The organism is Achromobacter spanius (assembly GCF_002966795.1).
Classification (GTDB): Bacteria; Pseudomonadota; Gammaproteobacteria; order Burkholderiales; family Burkholderiaceae_B; genus Achromobacter; species Achromobacter spanius_D.
Window position 1 is genome coordinate 5,668,507 of record NZ_CP023270.1, and the last position, 15,294, is coordinate 5,683,800.

General features: G+C 63.7%; 16 protein-coding genes. 4 read left to right on the top strand and 12 right to left on the bottom strand.

Translation table 11 applies throughout. From position 1 onward, the window contains the following. Nucleotides 1-63: 63 nt before the first annotated feature. Nucleotides 64-1,077: a LysR substrate-binding domain-containing protein gene (locus tag CLM73_RS25720; RefSeq protein WP_234015750.1), complete on the top strand. Its 1,014-nt coding sequence runs from the start codon at nucleotides 64-66 to the stop codon at nucleotides 1,075-1,077. A 37-nt stretch (nucleotides 1,078-1,114) separates the two neighbouring features. Here the strand turns inward: CLM73_RS25720 and CLM73_RS25725 are convergent, their stop codons facing one another. From CLM73_RS25725 to CLM73_RS25735, 3 genes are all read right to left on the bottom strand, one after another. Then, on the bottom strand, nucleotides 1,115-2,665 hold the full coding sequence (locus CLM73_RS25725) for a gliding motility protein (protein WP_105240842.1): 1,551 nt from the start codon (nucleotides 2,663-2,665) through the stop codon (nucleotides 1,115-1,117). An 86-nt stretch (nucleotides 2,666-2,751) separates the two neighbouring features. After that, nucleotides 2,752-2,973 (bottom strand): hypothetical protein, encoded by a 222-nt coding sequence (locus CLM73_RS25730; protein WP_105240843.1) that lies wholly within the window; start codon nucleotides 2,971-2,973, stop codon nucleotides 2,752-2,754. 52 nt (nucleotides 2,974-3,025) lie between these two features. Beyond that, nucleotides 3,026-4,150, bottom strand: coding sequence for an FUSC family protein (locus tag CLM73_RS25735; protein ID WP_105240844.1), 1,125 nt, complete (start codon nucleotides 4,148-4,150; stop codon nucleotides 3,026-3,028). A gap of 143 nt (nucleotides 4,151-4,293) precedes the next feature. Between CLM73_RS25735 and CLM73_RS25740 the strand changes: the two genes are divergently transcribed. Together CLM73_RS25740 and CLM73_RS25745 are read left to right on the top strand one after the other, a co-directional pair. After that, nucleotides 4,294-5,310: an amino acid ABC transporter substrate-binding protein gene (locus CLM73_RS25740; protein ID WP_105240845.1), complete on the top strand. Its 1,017-nt coding sequence runs from the start codon at nucleotides 4,294-4,296 to the stop codon at nucleotides 5,308-5,310. A 165-nt stretch (nucleotides 5,311-5,475) separates the two neighbouring features. After that, on the top strand, nucleotides 5,476-6,468 hold the full coding sequence (locus tag CLM73_RS25745; protein WP_234015751.1) for a Bug family tripartite tricarboxylate transporter substrate binding protein: 993 nt from the start codon (nucleotides 5,476-5,478) through the stop codon (nucleotides 6,466-6,468). Between the two features lie 83 nt (nucleotides 6,469-6,551). On the opposite strand, the gene CLM73_RS25750 is transcribed toward CLM73_RS25745, so the two are convergent. The 8 genes from CLM73_RS25750 to CLM73_RS25785 form a co-directional block, all read right to left on the bottom strand. Further along, nucleotides 6,552-7,529, bottom strand: coding sequence for a 2-hydroxyacid dehydrogenase (locus tag CLM73_RS25750; protein ID WP_105240847.1), 978 nt, complete (start codon nucleotides 7,527-7,529; stop codon nucleotides 6,552-6,554). A gap of 17 nt (nucleotides 7,530-7,546) precedes the next feature. Then, complete coding sequence (locus CLM73_RS25755) at nucleotides 7,547-7,756, bottom strand: hypothetical protein (RefSeq protein ID WP_056324762.1); 210 nt, start codon at nucleotides 7,754-7,756, stop codon at nucleotides 7,547-7,549. A gap of 30 nt (nucleotides 7,757-7,786) precedes the next feature. Next, nucleotides 7,787-8,113, bottom strand: a complete 327-nt coding sequence (locus CLM73_RS25760) for a 2Fe-2S iron-sulfur cluster-binding protein (RefSeq protein WP_056559563.1) — start codon at nucleotides 8,111-8,113, stop codon at nucleotides 7,787-7,789. A 19-nt stretch (nucleotides 8,114-8,132) separates the two neighbouring features. Further along, complete coding sequence (locus CLM73_RS25765) at nucleotides 8,133-9,326, bottom strand: FAD-dependent oxidoreductase (RefSeq protein ID WP_105240848.1); 1,194 nt, start codon at nucleotides 9,324-9,326, stop codon at nucleotides 8,133-8,135. Between the two features lie 5 nt (nucleotides 9,327-9,331). Beyond that, on the bottom strand, nucleotides 9,332-10,324 hold the full coding sequence (locus tag CLM73_RS25770) for a Bug family tripartite tricarboxylate transporter substrate binding protein (RefSeq protein ID WP_234015752.1): 993 nt from the start codon (nucleotides 10,322-10,324) through the stop codon (nucleotides 9,332-9,334). Nucleotides 10,325-10,429: 105 nt separating this feature from the next. Beyond that, nucleotides 10,430-10,999 (bottom strand): 3-phenylpropionate/cinnamic acid dioxygenase subunit beta, encoded by a 570-nt coding sequence (locus CLM73_RS25775; RefSeq protein ID WP_105240849.1) that lies wholly within the window; start codon nucleotides 10,997-10,999, stop codon nucleotides 10,430-10,432. Further along, nucleotides 10,996-12,354 (bottom strand): aromatic ring-hydroxylating oxygenase subunit alpha, encoded by a 1,359-nt coding sequence (locus tag CLM73_RS25780; RefSeq protein WP_105240850.1) that lies wholly within the window; start codon nucleotides 12,352-12,354, stop codon nucleotides 10,996-10,998. Before CLM73_RS25780 ends, CLM73_RS25775 begins: the two co-directional genes overlap by 4 nt. A gap of 36 nt (nucleotides 12,355-12,390) precedes the next feature. Continuing rightward, nucleotides 12,391-13,128 (bottom strand): FadR/GntR family transcriptional regulator, encoded by a 738-nt coding sequence (locus CLM73_RS25785; RefSeq protein WP_234015753.1) that lies wholly within the window; start codon nucleotides 13,126-13,128, stop codon nucleotides 12,391-12,393. Nucleotides 13,129-13,418: 290 nt separating this feature from the next. Between CLM73_RS25785 and CLM73_RS25790 the strand changes: the two genes are divergently transcribed. Continuing rightward, entirely contained in the window at nucleotides 13,419-13,700 is a 282-nt protein-coding gene (locus CLM73_RS25790) for a peptidylprolyl isomerase (RefSeq protein WP_105240852.1), read from the top strand. 93 nt (nucleotides 13,701-13,793) lie between these two features. On the opposite strand, the gene CLM73_RS29065 is transcribed toward CLM73_RS25790, so the two are convergent. Next, nucleotides 13,794-15,209: a hypothetical protein gene (locus CLM73_RS29065; RefSeq protein WP_158685942.1), complete on the bottom strand. Its 1,416-nt coding sequence runs from the start codon at nucleotides 15,207-15,209 to the stop codon at nucleotides 13,794-13,796. Between the last annotated feature and the right edge of the window lie 85 nt (nucleotides 15,210-15,294).

The window sequence follows — 15,294 nt, forward strand, 5'->3', positions numbered from 1 at the left end:
GGTCTCCCCCTATGCGTTCGACACAAATTTGAAGAGCCTTATGAGCTTTACTCATACCCCCCTATGAGACGCCGCTGCCCCACCCTTTCCGAGTTGAACGCGTTTTCCGCGGCCGCCCGGCACCTGTCATTCTCGAAGGCGGGCAAGGAACTGTTCGTCACGCAAAGCGCCATCAGCCGGCATATCGCCACGCTGGAAGGTTATCTGGGGCACGCGCTGTTCATCCGGGGAACAAACGGATTGCAGCTCACCCGCATGGGCGCGACCTACCTCAGCCTGATCCGGCCGGCCTTGCATACGCTGGAAAGCGCCACGTCGCAGGTCATGGCGACGCAGCAATCGGCGAAATCCCTGAATGTCTCGGCCGCGCCCACCTTTGCGGCGCAATGGCTGTTTCCGCGCCTGAAGACGTTCCGCGAGGTCAATCCGGATATATCTATCAACTTCGTGCGCTATAGCGTCGCGGACTACAAGAGCACCGAGCTCGATTTCGACGCATCCATTCAGTATGGATACGGCGATTGGCACGACGGCGCGGCCAAATACCTGACGGGCCGCGAAACCCGGCTGGTGTGTTCGCGGGAATATCTGGACCAGCATCCCATCAGCAGCCTGGAAGACATCAAGCAATGCACGCTGCTGCAGCACATCGAGATTCCGCTGTCCTGGGAATACTGGTTCTCGACGTATCTGGGCGATTATGACCGCGCCCGTTTCGGGCCGGGCTTCAATCTGTTTTCGATGATTATCCAGGCTGCGTCGTCCGGCTTTGGCGTGGCGCTGATGCCGCACTGCCTGATCGAAAAGGAATTGGCCACGGGACAACTGGTGGATATTTTCGATCGCACCTTTGAAAGCCCGCTTGGCTATTATCTTTGCGCGCCAAATTGGCGCAGCAACATGGAAAGCTACGAGCGTCTGAGCCAGTGGCTGGCGCACGAGTGCTTTCATGGCGGCGAAGGCGGTGCGGCGCAAGGTGGGGAGCCAAGCCGCGGACGGACGTCGCCGGGGCAGGCCGGTTCCACACAGCAGAGCCTCGCGGATTGTCCGTATTGCGAATCGGCCGGCGGTGTCTGACGGACGGGCGCCGGTCATTGCCGGCGCCCGATCCCGCTTACCAGTCCCGCACCTCATCCACCGCGCGATCCAGCGCGTCGCGGTCCAGCGTGGCCGCCCCGTCACCTGCGGCCTCAGTGACCTTGGCCTGCGCCGCGTCCAGGATGCCCATCAGCGCCACATAGATCTGATCGCGCTCCACGGTCTCGATGAAGCCCGTGCGCCGGTCGAGCGCGTTGAAGCCTTCCGTATACGCCCGCACGATATCCGACATGGCCGACATCAGCCCTTGCGCATCGGCGGCGTGGGCCGCCGCGGCCTTCATCGCGTCGCCGCGGGTCTTGCGGTACAGCGCGGCGGCTTTCTTGGCCTGGGCGGCGGTGATGTGCTCGCTGCCGTCCCATTCGCGAAACGGATTGTCCAGGTTCGCGGCCAGCCATTCGGGCTTGCGGGGCTTGCTGACCTCCAGGTCCAGACCCGCCGCTGCGGCTTTCTTGTAGTCCTTCTTGGCCTGCGCCAGGATCTCGGCCGGCATGCTCGTGAGCCAGAGCGATTGCAGCGCCGGCCAGGCGTCGGGCCCGGGCAGCCGGCTCTCGGCAGGCGGAAACACGTCGTTGATCAGAACCATCGCCAGCTCGCGCAAGGCCGCCAGATGCTCGATGCCGGTAGCCACGCCGGGGGCACCCCACACGTACAGCGAGTGCAGGTGCGGAAAGACACGCGCCACCTCGGCGCAGTCCAGCGCTTTCATGCCGCGCAGCGAGATCGCGCCGAGCAGCGTCAACCCCGCGCCGGACCAGATCGCGTTTTCGCGTTCCAGCCGCAACCACACGCCATCGGCCTCAGCGTGCACCACCAGATCTGGATGCACGTCACCGCGCAGCGACAACGTGTTCAGTCCGTCATTCAAATACAGTTCGCGCACGCCGGTCACGTCGATGGCGACCCGCTGGAACGACGTGCCGCGCAGGTCGACGACTGGCTCGCCGAAACTGGCGTACTCCAGTTCGCTAAGAATCGGCTTCGTGCGGGCCCATTCCAGCAAGCCAGGCACGGGCGCATCCACCTGCAGCTTGATCAGCAAGGGCATGTCGTCGAACGTGGCGAGCGACGGCGCGGCAAGCAACGCCTCGCTGTCCAGGCCGCGCATGGCGCGCGTGATGGTGCGGCCCGGCTGCTCCAGCACCACCGTGTGATCGGGCGTGTCCGCATGCGCGGCCGCCTTGAAACGTGCACGGACGCCGGCGTCGATCGCGTTCCAGCGGCGCTGGTTGTAGAGCATGTCGCCACTGGACCAACCGCCTGAATAAGAGCGCGACTCCTCGGTCACGAGCGGATCGCGCCAACCCACGTGCTTGGCGTGCGCGGGTACCGGTCCGCTGATCCACATATGATCCACGCGGTCCCGCCAGAAGTAGAAATCGAAGTGCGCCGGCCGCATTGCCGCGATGTCGGCGTCGCCGGGCAACTCGCTGCCCACCCAATCCAGGCTCAGCACGGCGATCTCGGCGCCCGCCCCGTCGCCCTTTACATGCGTGATCTGCGTAGCGGTGTAGGCCTGCAGGCGGCGGTTGAACGTGACGTAGATATCGCCGGGCGTGTAAGACATGCGGGGGGTTTCCGGGAGGCTTCGAAGATCGCGCAGTATACGGTTGTGATCCGTGGGCCTCGCGCTTGCCGCCGCCAACAACCGGATCAGGTGCCGGCGCCCGGATCCTGCTCGCGCCGCTCAGCGTCTTCCTGCGCGGCCACGTCTTCCAGTTTGACCTGACTGGTGCTGCCGTGGGTGGCGGCGCACTGCGCGGGATTCTGGCTGCTCTTGACGCATTCGGCGAATGCGAGCGCCGCGTCCACGGTCGCGAAGTGATACGACTGGCCATCGGCGAACGCGACCTTACCTTCAACAGAACAATCCATGAGTGTCTCCAGGGTATCGGAAGGTCCATGCTGCCGCGTTGGCATCGCGGCGTCAATTCACCCGGCGCGGCAGCACCGCCCGCATCCAGCGCGACAGCACCGGGCGGATACGCTGGTTGTGCAGCAGCACCGCGCCGAGCACCCCGATGAAGGCGCCCAGCACCGTGTCCACGAAACGCGCCTCGATGACGTCGATGGGATAGCCCTGCCCCAGATGCGGCGCCTCGGCCAGGAAGATGGTCAGCGGCGTAATCAGCACGACCGCGCTGGCGTAATGCCGCACCACCAGCGTCTCGATGCCGAAGGACAACGCCATCATCACCAGGCTCAGCGTCCAGACGTTCAGCGGCAGGCTGAGCAGCGCCCACGCCACGCACAGCCCCACCGCGGTGCCCAGGATGCGGTGCATCTGCCGGCTCCATGCCGCGCGCAGGCTGGCGCCCTGGATGATCGCCAGGCAGCTCACCGGCACCCAGTACGGCCGCTGCAGTTGCAGCAGTTCGGCCACCAGCAACGAGATGCCCACGAACAGGCCGATGATCACCGAGTCGTAGACCACGAAATCAAAGGTCGGCTTGGGCAGCTCGATGGGCGCGGGCGGCGGCGCGACGCGCGTCATGTGCAGCGAATACGCAAAGGCCACCAGGCATGCGACCAGGCAGCCCAGCGCCACCATTCCCACGCGCAGGGGCACGTCTTCGACGGTGCCGGGCGTGTACGCGGCAATCGCCGTGGCCATGATGAAGAACAGGCTGCCCGGCGGCCCCAGGCGATAGCAGCGACACACCATGTTCACCACCATGGCTATCAGCGTCAGCGCCGCGATGGTGGCGGTTGGCCAGAATTGCGTCAGCGCGCCCAGCGCATAGCAGGCGACCATACCGAACGACGCGGCCAGCAGCATCATCATGCGGATCTGCAGCGAGGCATTGGGCAGGCTCAGGAACACCATGCCGCCCAGGCTGGACATCAGCCCGTAGTCCATGCGCCCGAAATACGCGCCCACCATCAGCGGCAGGCCTGACGACAGCGCGGCGGCCAGGGGCATTTCCCAGGGTCGGTCGCTGGTGTTGACGCGGGTCAGCTCGGTCCACGTGCCATGCAGCTGGTCCTTCACGAAGGCGAAGGGGCGCCTAGGCTGATCGTCCGGCCCTGCGGGGTCGTCTTGGGGTGTCATAGGCCGATTCTATTCCCATCAAATTCCGCCACTCGGATTTAACGGGAATTCCCCGATTCTCCCTCCCGGACCCACTGGTACTATGCGCCGCACTTCAGCCTTCGGCTGAGCGATAAACATGCGCAACGCTGCGCGGAGACACCATGAAAGCACTCAAACTGGCTGCGGCAGGAACCGCCTTGTTCATCTCGTCCTGGACCGCCCATGCCGGCGCGACCTTCGACGCGGTCAAGAGCAAGGGCTTTGTCCACTGCGGCGTATCCACGGGCGTCGCGGGCTTTTCCGTGAACGACAGCAAGGGCGGCTGGATCGGACTGGACGTGGACCTGTGCCGCGCGCTGGCCATTGCCCTGTTCGGCGACGCGTCCAAGGCCAAGATCCAGGCGATCAGCGCCGTGCAGCGCTTTACCGCCCTGCAATCCGGCGAAGTCGACGTGCTGACCCGCAACACCACCCTGACGCTGACGCGCGACACGACGCTGGGCCTGATCGGCGTGGGCGTCAACTACTACGACAGCCAGGGCATCATGGTGAACAAGTCCCTGGGCGTCAAAAGCGCCAAGGAGCTGGAAGGCGCCACGGTCTGCGTGCAGCCCGGCACCACCACTGAACTGAACCTGGCCGACTGGTTCCGTTCGCAGAACGTCAACTTCAAGCCAGTCGTCGTCGAGCGCCTGGACGAGATCATCCGCGCCTTCGCCGTGGGCCGTTGCGACGCGTTCACCGGCGACAAATCGCAGCTCGCCGCCGCGCGCAGCAACCTGGAAAGCCCGGAAAAGTACGACATCCTGCCGGAAAACTTCTCCAAGGAGCCGCTCGGTCCCATGGTCCGCCAGGGCGACGAGCAATGGTTCAACCTGGTCCGCTGGACCATGAACGCCATGCTGGAAGCCGAGGAATACGGCGTCACGTCCAAGAACGTGGACGAGATGCTGAAAAGCACCAATCCGAACATCCAGCGCCTGCTGGGCGTGACGCCGGGCATGGGCAAGAACCTGGGTGTCGATGACAAGTGGGCCTACAACATCATCAAGACCGTCGGCAATTACGGCGAGAGCTTCGAGAAGAACCTGGGCCCCCACAGCCCGCTGAAACTCGAACGCGGCCTTAACGCCTCGTACCGCAACGGCGGCCTGATGTACGGCTGGCCGGTGCGCTGAAAACCGGGCCGCAAGGCCCGCGACGACTCCCCTAGGGTAAGCCGCAATTTGCGTGCTCTCGCGTGACCCGTACCGTACGAGAAATATGTTTATCGTACAAAGTTCGGATCACATTTTTGGAGCAGCACGTGAAGCAGTAGGTCTATAACCCAAGGGGAAGTCGTCATGAAACGTCGTAGTGCGTTGAAGCTGATGGGGGCCGCCGCCGGCCTGCACCTGACCGGCGCAAGCTGGGCACAGAACGGGGCGTATCCGTCCCGCGTCATCAAGATCATCGTCTCATCCACCCCAGGCAGCGCCACCGATCTTGCGGGACGGTTGGTCGGCGACCTGCTCTATGCCAAGTACGGCCAGAGCGTGGTCATCGAGAACCGCGCCGGCGCGGGCGGCGTCATCGGCATGCAGGCAGCAGCCGCATCGAAGCCCGACGGCTACACCCTCACCACCGGGGGCCTCGGCCACAACGTCCTGCCGCCCGCCACGCTGCGCGGGTTGCCCATCGACATCCCCACTGCCCTGCTTCCCATCGCCCAGGTAGCCGAGTTCGTCAACGCGCTTGTCGTCCGCGTCGACCACCCGGCCAATACGGTCCCGGAGCTGATCGAATATCTCCGCGCCACGAAGCGCAAACCGCTGTACGGCAGCAACGGCGTCGGCAGTTCGTCGCAGATGACGGCCGAGCTCTTTGCCATGCGCACGGGCCTGAAGTTCGATCATGTGCCGTACAAGGGCGCCAGCGAGGCGCTGGTGGGCACGGCCAACGGCGACCTGGACCTCTGTTTCATGAACCTGCCGCCCACGCTGCCGATGGTTGACGGCAAGCGCCTGAAGGCATTGGCGGTGACCAGCGCTTACCGCGCGCGCCAGTTGCCCAATGTGCCGACGATGCAGGAACAGGGCATGAAGGACTTCGACGTCACGAGCTGGCTGGGCATGTATGCGCCCGCGCAGGTGGAGCCGGCGATCATCGCCCAACTGTCCAACACCATCGTCACCGGGCTGGCCGCGCCGGAATACCAGAGCCGCATCATCAACGCCGGCTTTGAACCCAAGTTGCGCGACGCCGCGCAGTTCCAGGCGTTTTCGAAAGCGGAGCTCAAGCGCTGGAGCGAGGTTGCGAAGCAGGCGGGGATCGTGGTGGATTACGGCGGGAAATAGGCGAAAGGCGGGACCGGCTGCATGCGCTGGTCCCGCCCCGCCAGCCGCGCGTTAGCGGGGCCGCGTCTAACGGCGCATTGCCGTCAGGCGCGCGCCTGCCAGACTTCGGCGTTGACCATAGCCTGTGGTTTTTGGCCGCCCAGCGCATCCATCAGATTGGCCACCGCCAGGTCGATCATCGCGCGCCGCGTTTCGTGCGTCGCGCTGCCCACGTGGGCCTGCAGCACGACGTTCGGCAAGGCGCACAGCGGGTTGTCGGCCGGCAGCGGTTCCTGCTCCATCACGTCCAGCCCCGCGCCCGCGATCGTGCCGGCGCGCAGCGCTTCCACCAAGGCGGCCTCGTCGATGACGGGTCCGCGCGCGGTGTTGATGAGGTACGCCGTGGGCTTCATCAGTTCCAGCTCGCGCTTGCCGACGGAATGGCGCGTTTCCGCGGACAGCGGGATGTGCACGCTCAGCACGTCGGACGTCTTGAAGAGTTCATCGCGATCCACATAGGTGGCCAGGCCTTCGGCCTGCGGATCCTCGCGGCGGTTGTGATAGATCACCTTCATGTCGAAGGCCTGCGCCGCGCGCGCCACGACACGTCCGATGCGGCCCATGCCCAAGAGGCCCAGCGTCTTGCCGCGAATGTCGCGCGTCAGCGGAAAGGCGCCCTTGGTCCACGCGCCGCTGCGCACAAAGGCATCGCCCGCCACCAGGTTGCGCGACAGGCACAGCATCAGGCCGATGGTCACGTCGGCCACCGCGCCGTCCAGCACGCCCGGCGTATTGCAGATCAGCACCTTGCGCCGCGTGGCGGCCGCCAGGTCGACGTTGTCGAACCCCACGGCGAAGTTCGAACTGACCTTCAACGCGGGCAAGGCGTCCAGCAACGCCTGATCGACCTTGGTGCGCACCGTGCACACCATGCCTTCGATCTGCGCGCGCTCGTCTGCACCCAGCACGTCAGCGGGATTCTGACCGGTGGGCACTTCGACGATTTCGCAGCGCTCGGCGAGGCGTTCACGCAGGTCCGGCGGCACGGGCGCGGAGACGATGACTTTGGGCTTTTGATTCATTGGGAGCTCCAGTGGGGTCAGGGTTCGATGGCTTCGACGTCGGTGGCAAACACCTGCTGCTCACCGGCGTCGACCAGCGCGGGTTCGGCGGGATGGTCCAGATAGCGGACGATCAGCCAGAAGCCGTCTTGCGGGTTCTCGACGATCTCGGCCAACGCGCCGCCCGCCATGCGCACGCGCACACCGGGTTGCAGATCGACGAGGTTGATGGATTTGTTGTCGGCCATGCGGTGGCTCCTTGCGATTCAGCGCCGCGGCTACAGTTCAAGCTGCGATGACGGCACGCGCACGCGAATGCCATCCAGCTCGGGCGTCATGATGACCTGACAGGACAGGCGGCTGGTCGGGCAGCGCTCGGGCACGACTTCCAGCAACGCCTCCTCGGCCATGCCGGGCGGCTCCAGCCGCGCGTGCCATTCGGCGTTCACTTGCACGTGACAGGTGCCGCAGATGGCGCCGCCGCCGCATTCGGCGACGATGCCTTCCAGGCCATCGCGCCGCGCGGCCTCCATCAGCGACCAGTCGTCGGGCACGTCCAGCACCTGTTCGGCGCCATCGGGCAATTCAAATATCGCAACGGGCATGTTGTCTCCAGAGGTAGCGTCAAACAGCGGCCGCAACCGCTTCGGGCGCGCCGATGCGCGGCACGCCCTTGATGAATTCCACGGGGCTGTCGACCGCTTCGATTGCGGCCAGGCGGCCGTGCTGATAGCGCTCGACCAGCCAGCCTTTGGCGGTGGGCAGCAGCACGTCACGGCAAGGCGCGGCCGGATCGACGAGGCCAGCCATCTGCAGGCGCCGCCCCTGCTGCTCTGACCAGAACGTGGGCGGACTCGCCGCGGGCGGTGCCTTGCCGGCAATGGCGGCCGCCGCCGTGCGTGCCTGCGCCAGCGCGTTCTGCACGCTTTCGATGCGGGCGTAGCGTTGAAGCTCACCCCGAAAGGCGCTGGCGCAATCGCCGATGGCATAGACGTCGGGCGCCGAGGTCCGGCAGCATTCGTCCACGACCACGCCGTCCACGCAGATCAGTCCCGCAGCCTCGGCAAGCGCCGTTTCGGCCACCGCGCCAATCGACACCAGCACGAGCTCGGCATCGATGGGCTCGCCGCTGGCCAGATGCGCGCGCCAGCCCGTCGCAGTACGTTCCCAGCGCCGCACCGCCGCGCCGTGGCGGATCTCGATGCCGGCCTCGCGGTGCAGGTCGCCCAAGCGCGTGGCGGTGGGCTCGGACACCTTGCCCGCCATCACGTTGCCGCCCTGCTCCAGCACCAGCACCTCTGCGCCCAGCTTGCGCGCCGAGCAGGCCGCCTCCAGCCCCAGATACCCCGCGCCCACGACGAGCAGCCGGATGCCCGGCCGCAACGCCTCGCGCAGCCGGTGCGCGTCGTCCAGGCCTCTAACGGAGAACACCTGCTCGCCCGCCACCTCGGCAATGCCGCGCGCGCTGGCGCCAGTGGCAAGCACGCAGTGTTCGTAAACAACTTCGCTGCCCGACGCCGTACGCAGCGTGTGCGCCGCGGTGTCGATCGCAGTCACCGGATCGCCCGCCACCACGATCACGCGCGACTTCTCGTACGCACTACCCGCCCGCAGCGCGATGCGTTCGGCGCTGGTCGAGCCGGTCAGCAGCGCCTTCGACAGCGGCGGCCGTTCGTAGGGGGCATGCGCTTCCGCGCCAAAAAGCGCGACGTCGCCCTCCACGCCGGCTGCGCGCAAGGCCCACGCACACTCCACGCCCGCATGCCCCGCGCCGATGATGGCCGTGTGGACACGCTGCGGGGCTGATGAGGTTTCCATGATGCTCAGGCTCCGAATTTCAGGGAAATGCTGGCTTTGGTGGCCACCTGCTTCCAGCGCGTCAGCTCGGCCCGATTCAATTCCGCAAAGGCATCGGCCCCTCGCGGCTTGGGCTCAAAGCCCGCGGCGGTCAAGGTTTCCACTGACTGCGGCTGCGCCATGCCTTCCTGCAAGGCCGCGCTGATCTTCTGCACCACGTCCGGCGCCATGCCCGCGGGGCCATAAACGCCCAGCCAGCTCGTCACGTCGAAATCCGCCACGCCTTGCTCGGCCATCGTCGGCACATCCGGCAACTGCTTGCTGCGATAGCTGCTGGTCACCGCAATCGGACGTATCGAGCCTTTGCGGATCAATCCCATCACCGGCGGCAGGTTGCTGAAGCTGAAGTCCAGGTTGCCGTTCACCACATCCACCAGCATCTCGCCGCTGCCCTTGTATGGCACGTGCAGCAGGTTGGTGCCCGTGTGCTGCGCGAAGAACGCCGTGGTCAGATGCACCGACGAACCGATGCCGTTGGATCCGTAGTTCAGGCCGTCCTTGCTGCGCTTGCGCGCCGTGGCGATCAGATCGTCGACACTGCGTATCGGCGAGTCCGTCTGCACGATCAGTACGTTGATGAACTCCGCCATCTGCGCAATCGGCGTGAAGGCGCGCGCCGTGTCCAGCGGCAGCCCGGTCACCGTAGCCATCGGCAACACCATGCCGCCCAAACCATTGAGCAGCAGCGTGTAGCCGTCCGCCGGCGCGGAAGCCACCTGCTGGCTGCCAATCATGCCGTTCGCGCCCGGCCGGTTCTCCACCACCACGGGCTGCCCGAACTTGCGGGTAAGGATCTCACCGGCCAGGCGCCCCGCCACGTCCGTGACGCCGCCGGGCGGATACGGCACGATCAGGCGGATCGGCTTGCTCGGATACGCGGCGTCGGCGCCCCACGAGATTCCCGTCGCCGACATCGCGGCCGCGCCGGCAATGGCCTTCAGTACAGTACGTCTTTGCATGCTGCAACTCCAGGTATGGGCGAGCGCGTCCTGTCGGCGGTCTGGCCCCGAGTGGAAGGAAAACCATCGATTCCCGGCAGACGGGCCGGGTCCGGCATCGTCGCGCTAGAAGAAGATCGTCAGCGCCTTCGACAAGAGTACGTTCTGGTCCAGGTGGATCTCGCGCGACAGTATCGTGAAGCGCCCGTCGCGCCTGCGCAGCACGTCTTCACGTTTGCCCACGAACAGATTCACTTCGGACTGCAAGCGGTTTTGATAGATCAGAAAGCGCGACCGCACCCGTACCAGGTCGCCGCCGCCCTCGTCGGGCGTCACGTCCAGCACGCGGATGTTGGTCACCAGATGGGACACGCGCGAGGCCGGCTCTTCGGCCCAGTGAATACCCGTCTTGATCTGCGCCACCCGCTGGCGCAGCGTATCGATGCCTTCGTCGAACCAGGCCGCATCCTGCTTGCCGGAGTATTCCTGCGCCATCGCGTCGCGGCGAACGTTGCGCGTGAGCGGCATGCGATACGTGATGGCCTCGTCCAGGAGGCTGAGCCACTTGTCGAACTCGCGATGGTCCAGCAGATCGGCCTCGTAGTGCAGGAAGCGGTGCGCTTCCCACCACAGCAGCATGTCGTCCACGCTGTCGTCCTGCGCCACGGGCGGCGCGTTCTCGATGGTTGCGTTCATGCCGCCTCCTCAAGGCGCACGGCGCCCGCCATCAGTTGATCCCAGGACAGGCCGTTCATGAACTGCGCCCAGCGCCGGTAGTAGATTCGCGCGTTTTCCTCGGTGTATTCCCCGTTGACGGCGCAGCCCGGAATCTCGGGCACGTCTTCCCGGTGGCCCACGCCCATCTGGTAGTTGAAGAAGAGCTCGCGCGACATCGCGCCCATGCTGGCCTCGGTAGCGCCGGTCCAGTTCTCCATGTCGTCGGATTCGGTCATGCCGCCCGGCCCGGAATAACGCAGGAAATAATGCCGCGCCGCGTCCTTGACCGCTTCCGGTGCATCTTTGTCCACCAGGTACATGCGCCACATTTCCATCTCGGTCGAGCTGATCGGATGAAACACCGCCAGCGTGCGCGGCTGGCGGCCGTGAAACGACATGTTCGGAAAGATCGTGCCCACGCTGGTCTGTACCCGCATCGCCGAACCCAGCGTGCGTTCGCGCTGCTCGTGGATCTCGCGGTAGTAGGCCTCGACTTCCGGATAACGGCCATATTGCGGCGCGTAGGGGCCTTCTTCGTAGAACGGCAACCGGCCCAGCAGACCGTGGCCCAACTCCGGAAAACAGATCGCCGAGCGCGTCGCCGACGCATCGCGCCGCCCCTTGCCGCCGCCCGGGCCGATGCCCACGATGTCCACCGAGCGGTGGCTGATGTCGTGGTAAAGATCGCCAATGAAGTTCTCGGGCGCGAACTTCCAGTTGCACTTTACGCGCCACTTCTGCACGCCGCCGATGACTTCCGAGCCGCCCGGGCTGCCGTTGCGATGATCCAGCGCCGCATCCAGGTACAGCCGCATGTTGCCGATGTAGTCCAGGAACGGTGGCGCATTGGGGTCCCAGGTCGCCCAGATGGCGCCCTTGTAGTTCACCACCTGCGCCACCGTCTTCAGGCCCCACTGCTTCTTGTCCAGCTCGCCCTTGTAGTGCGTCGCGTGGCCGGGCACCCCGACCAGCTCGCCGGGCCGTTCCACCAGCTTGCCGTCGGTGGAAAAGCTCCAGCCGTGGTACGGACAGGTGAAGGTCCGGTTGTTGCCGTGGTCATAGCGGCACAGCTTCATGCCGCGATGCGCACAGCTATTGAGCATGACCTGGATCTGCCCCTGCCGGTCGCGCGTCAGGATCACGGATTCCGTACCCATGCGCGAGACAAAGTAATCGTCCGGCTTGGGCACCAGGCTTTCGTGCCCCACAAACAGCCACGCACGCGAGAAGATCTGCTTCAGTTCCTGCTGAAAGATCTCTTCGTCCACGAAGATGGACCGGCTGACCAGTCCCTCCTCGGCGCGCACCAACTCGTCGACCGTCTTCTGACCCATCACCACTTCCCCTTGGAGGATGCCCTTATTGGGCGCCTACGGCTTCTCAGCCGTGGCCGCCGCTGTACGCAGACGTGCTTCCGTGTTGTCGACGTGCGTGCGCGCATGCTGCCGCGCCAGCTCCACGTCGCCCTTCTCGATGGCGGCAAACAGCGCTTCATGCTCTTTCTGCGCCTGCGCCCCGCGGCCCGCGATCTTGGCCGACCGCGAGCGCGACACGCGCAGGTTCTTCTTGAGCAGAACCGCCAGGAAATCGAAGAAATTCAGATAGTGTTCGTTGCGCGTAGCACGCGCCACACAGCGGTGGAACTCCATGTCGGCATCCACGCCAACCGCCACGTCGCCGGACGCAATCGCGTCGGCCATCTTGCGCAGCGCCAGCCGCATCGCGGCCAGGTCGTCCTCATCACGCCGAGCCGCCGCAAGCGGCGCCGCCTCGATCTCGAAGCCCCGGCGCAGTTCCACGATGCGCAGCACCTGATCCGCATCGCCAATGTCCGCCGCCTGCATGCGCAACACCGACGGCCGCGCCGTCTGCATGACGGTCAGCCCGCGGCCCTGCTTGCTTTGCACGATGCCATCGCCCTTCAGGCGGGAAACCGCTTCGCGCAGCACGGTGCGCGAAACGCCAAGCCGGGTGGCGATGGTCTGCTCAGGCGGCAGGACCTCGCCGACCTGGTAGTCGCCACTGGTAATCTCGTCCAGCAGCATCTCGGTGACACGGTCCGTCAGATTGGGCTCTGACGAGAACGGCGAGACCGACTCTCGTTTCAACAGTACTCGGGAAGCTGAATCAGGCATAGGAAGTCTCGTCCGAAAACGTGCATCTCATTGCCAGCCCGCGTTGCCTCGGCTGTGGACGCACCCCGGGGAGGGGCGCGTTGAAAATACGATAATCGTATAAGGATATGGCCAGGTATTAGGGGAAGTGCGGATGCTCGTCACATGCGCACACCAAGCCTGATCCGGGGCCGGATCAATCCCCGTTTATCATTGCCAACGTAGCGAGTTCACGCGAATGCGTTACTCTCCCCTCCCCAAATCAGTCTGCAAGGAGTTCCCTCATGGCACAAGCCTCCGCCCGTCACATCCTCGTTTCCACCGAAGCGAAGGCCAACGAACTCAAGACCGCCATCGAGAATGGCGCTGACTTCGCCCAGCTCGCCAAGGAAAACTCGAGCTGCCCGTCGAGCCGCGACGGTGGCAATCTGGGCACCTTCGGCCCGGGCCAGATGGTCAAGGAATTCGACACCGTCGTGTTCAGCGCCCCGGTCGGCGAAGTGCAAGGTCCGGTGAAGACCCAGTTCGGCTACCACCTGGTTGAAGTGACCAGCCGCCAGGACTAAGGTCCACTATAGAAATAGAGGCTTTGCCAGATATCTCTGGCAAAGCCTTTTTAATATGTGCCGGTACTGCCACCCTCTGATTGATCTTTCATTTCAGAATTGGAGTAGCCCAGACTTTCCAATCCATATCTCAATGTCAGACCCTGGCACCAACGTGAAAGATGCCGATCCCGTTTTTACCTGCGTCGTAATTTTCATGTCTACTTCGGCTGAAATGCGACGTAGTTGTTGAGCGATTGCGTCGCTTCTTTCTTGGGCCAGCGCTTTGTCACTTTCATGATCGACATAGATCATGATATGAGCAGAATCAGCGGACCTGTCACGGCTAAGCACGCGCAGCATGGACTCCAAAGCGCGCTTGCCGAATTCGGAGAACTCCGCATCGTTCACTCCGTACATTGCCTTAGTACTGTAAGGGAGGCATCGCGCCAATCGCGGATTAGTATCTATAACGGTCGTTTGGCTTGCATCTACAGACACGGCTGCGTGCTTCCACGGCCTTTCGACGGCCAATCCTGGCATGCGTTGTTTCTCCCCGGGAATGTTGAATTCCAATCGACTCTTCTCGCCTACGCCATGCCAAGGCACGGTAGCGTAGTGAGCCAAGATTCGCCCAGAACTCGCCTTCCTGCAATCCACGACGGGAAAGCTCAAGGCGTCAGAGATCATCATTAGACGGGCTGTTTCGCCCTCCGACACTTCCACCGTCGCTGATATCGATCGCATGCCTAATTGCGACATCACAATATCTAATTGAGTCGAAAATCCGGCGAAAACTGCATACACAGTTGTCGACGCCAACAGCCCCCAAGCGAAGAATTTGGCAACCGCTCTTGACTCAACCCGTGATCCACGCGTCGTGGCGGGTTGTGAACGAAACACGGATCCGGCTACTAGAATCAACGTGAAACCTGCGATAGCAGCACCGATAAACAGACGTCTTGTTTCTGCCAATTCAAAGAACACCAACCCCGATATGCCGAACACCAAAATCGACATCAAGAAAGGCATCCATCCTTTAGCAAATTCAGGCCGTAGACTTCGAACCGGTGCCTTTCCCCTTTGATCAGTCTTGAAGACTTTTCGCAGTCTTTTTCTGATACTCAGCGATATCGACCTTTTTTTAGCTTTCGCTTTGCGAAGCTGACTACGAAATTTCTTTCGCCGATCTGCGCCAGGATTTTCTCGGAGGCGACCTCTCATTCTCATAATGGCCTCTACACCGGTCACGATCCACAAACACCCAAGAGCTCCGTACATCAACGTTAGGGTAAAGACGAACCCAAACATCATTGTGAGAAAAACCAAGAAGACCACTTCGCTCGCGCTGAATGCCGGATAGAAGCCCATTGAGGACAGGTACACGACAATCAATATCGCCCCAACGCCGATCGAAAACTTGTAGATTACCGAGAATGCCAAATCAAGGATTTCTAGGAGATCCTTTCCTATCAAACCCTCGCTTACCACCTTTTTATTCTCACAATCAGCCTGTTCCACCACCTTCACAACGGCTCTCCCACACATTTGATTACAGGGACGCCCAGAGTAAACAACCTGGGTGATTAGTGGGTTGACGTGCGTCGTGAACATC

What these genes read in the sequence shown, in the direction of transcription:
- CLM73_RS25790 (WP_105240852.1), top strand. Translation starts at nt 13,419, where the DNA reads ATGGCACAAGCCTCCGCCCGTCACATCCTCGTTTCCACCGAAGCGAAG.
- CLM73_RS25725 (WP_105240842.1), bottom strand. Translation starts at nt 2,665, where the DNA reads ATGTCTTACACGCCCGGCGATATCTACGTCACGTTCAACCGCCGCCTG.
- CLM73_RS25740 (WP_105240845.1), top strand. Translation starts at nt 4,294, where the DNA reads ATGAAAGCACTCAAACTGGCTGCGGCAGGAACCGCCTTGTTCATCTCG.
- CLM73_RS25755 (WP_056324762.1), bottom strand. Translation starts at nt 7,756, where the DNA reads ATGGCCGACAACAAATCCATCAACCTCGTCGATCTGCAACCCGGTGTG.
- CLM73_RS25735 (WP_105240844.1), bottom strand. Translation starts at nt 4,150, where the DNA reads ATGACACCCCAAGACGACCCCGCAGGGCCGGACGATCAGCCTAGGCGC.
- CLM73_RS25730 (WP_105240843.1), bottom strand. Translation starts at nt 2,973, where the DNA reads ATGGATTGTTCTGTTGAAGGTAAGGTCGCGTTCGCCGATGGCCAGTCG.
- CLM73_RS25770 (WP_234015752.1), bottom strand. Translation starts at nt 10,324, where the DNA reads ATGCAAAGACGTACTGTACTGAAGGCCATTGCCGGCGCGGCCGCGATG.
- CLM73_RS25760 (WP_056559563.1), bottom strand. Translation starts at nt 8,113, where the DNA reads ATGCCCGTTGCGATATTTGAATTGCCCGATGGCGCCGAACAGGTGCTG.
- CLM73_RS25775 (WP_105240849.1), bottom strand. Translation starts at nt 10,999, where the DNA reads ATGAACGCAACCATCGAGAACGCGCCGCCCGTGGCGCAGGACGACAGC.
- CLM73_RS25765 (WP_105240848.1), bottom strand. Translation starts at nt 9,326, where the DNA reads ATGGAAACCTCATCAGCCCCGCAGCGTGTCCACACGGCCATCATCGGC.
- CLM73_RS25780 (WP_105240850.1), bottom strand. Translation starts at nt 12,354, where the DNA reads ATGGGTCAGAAGACGGTCGACGAGTTGGTGCGCGCCGAGGAGGGACTG.
- CLM73_RS25720 (WP_234015750.1), top strand. Translation starts at nt 64, where the DNA reads ATGAGACGCCGCTGCCCCACCCTTTCCGAGTTGAACGCGTTTTCCGCG.
- CLM73_RS25745 (WP_234015751.1), top strand. Translation starts at nt 5,476, where the DNA reads ATGAAACGTCGTAGTGCGTTGAAGCTGATGGGGGCCGCCGCCGGCCTG.
- CLM73_RS25750 (WP_105240847.1), bottom strand. Translation starts at nt 7,529, where the DNA reads ATGAATCAAAAGCCCAAAGTCATCGTCTCCGCGCCCGTGCCGCCGGAC.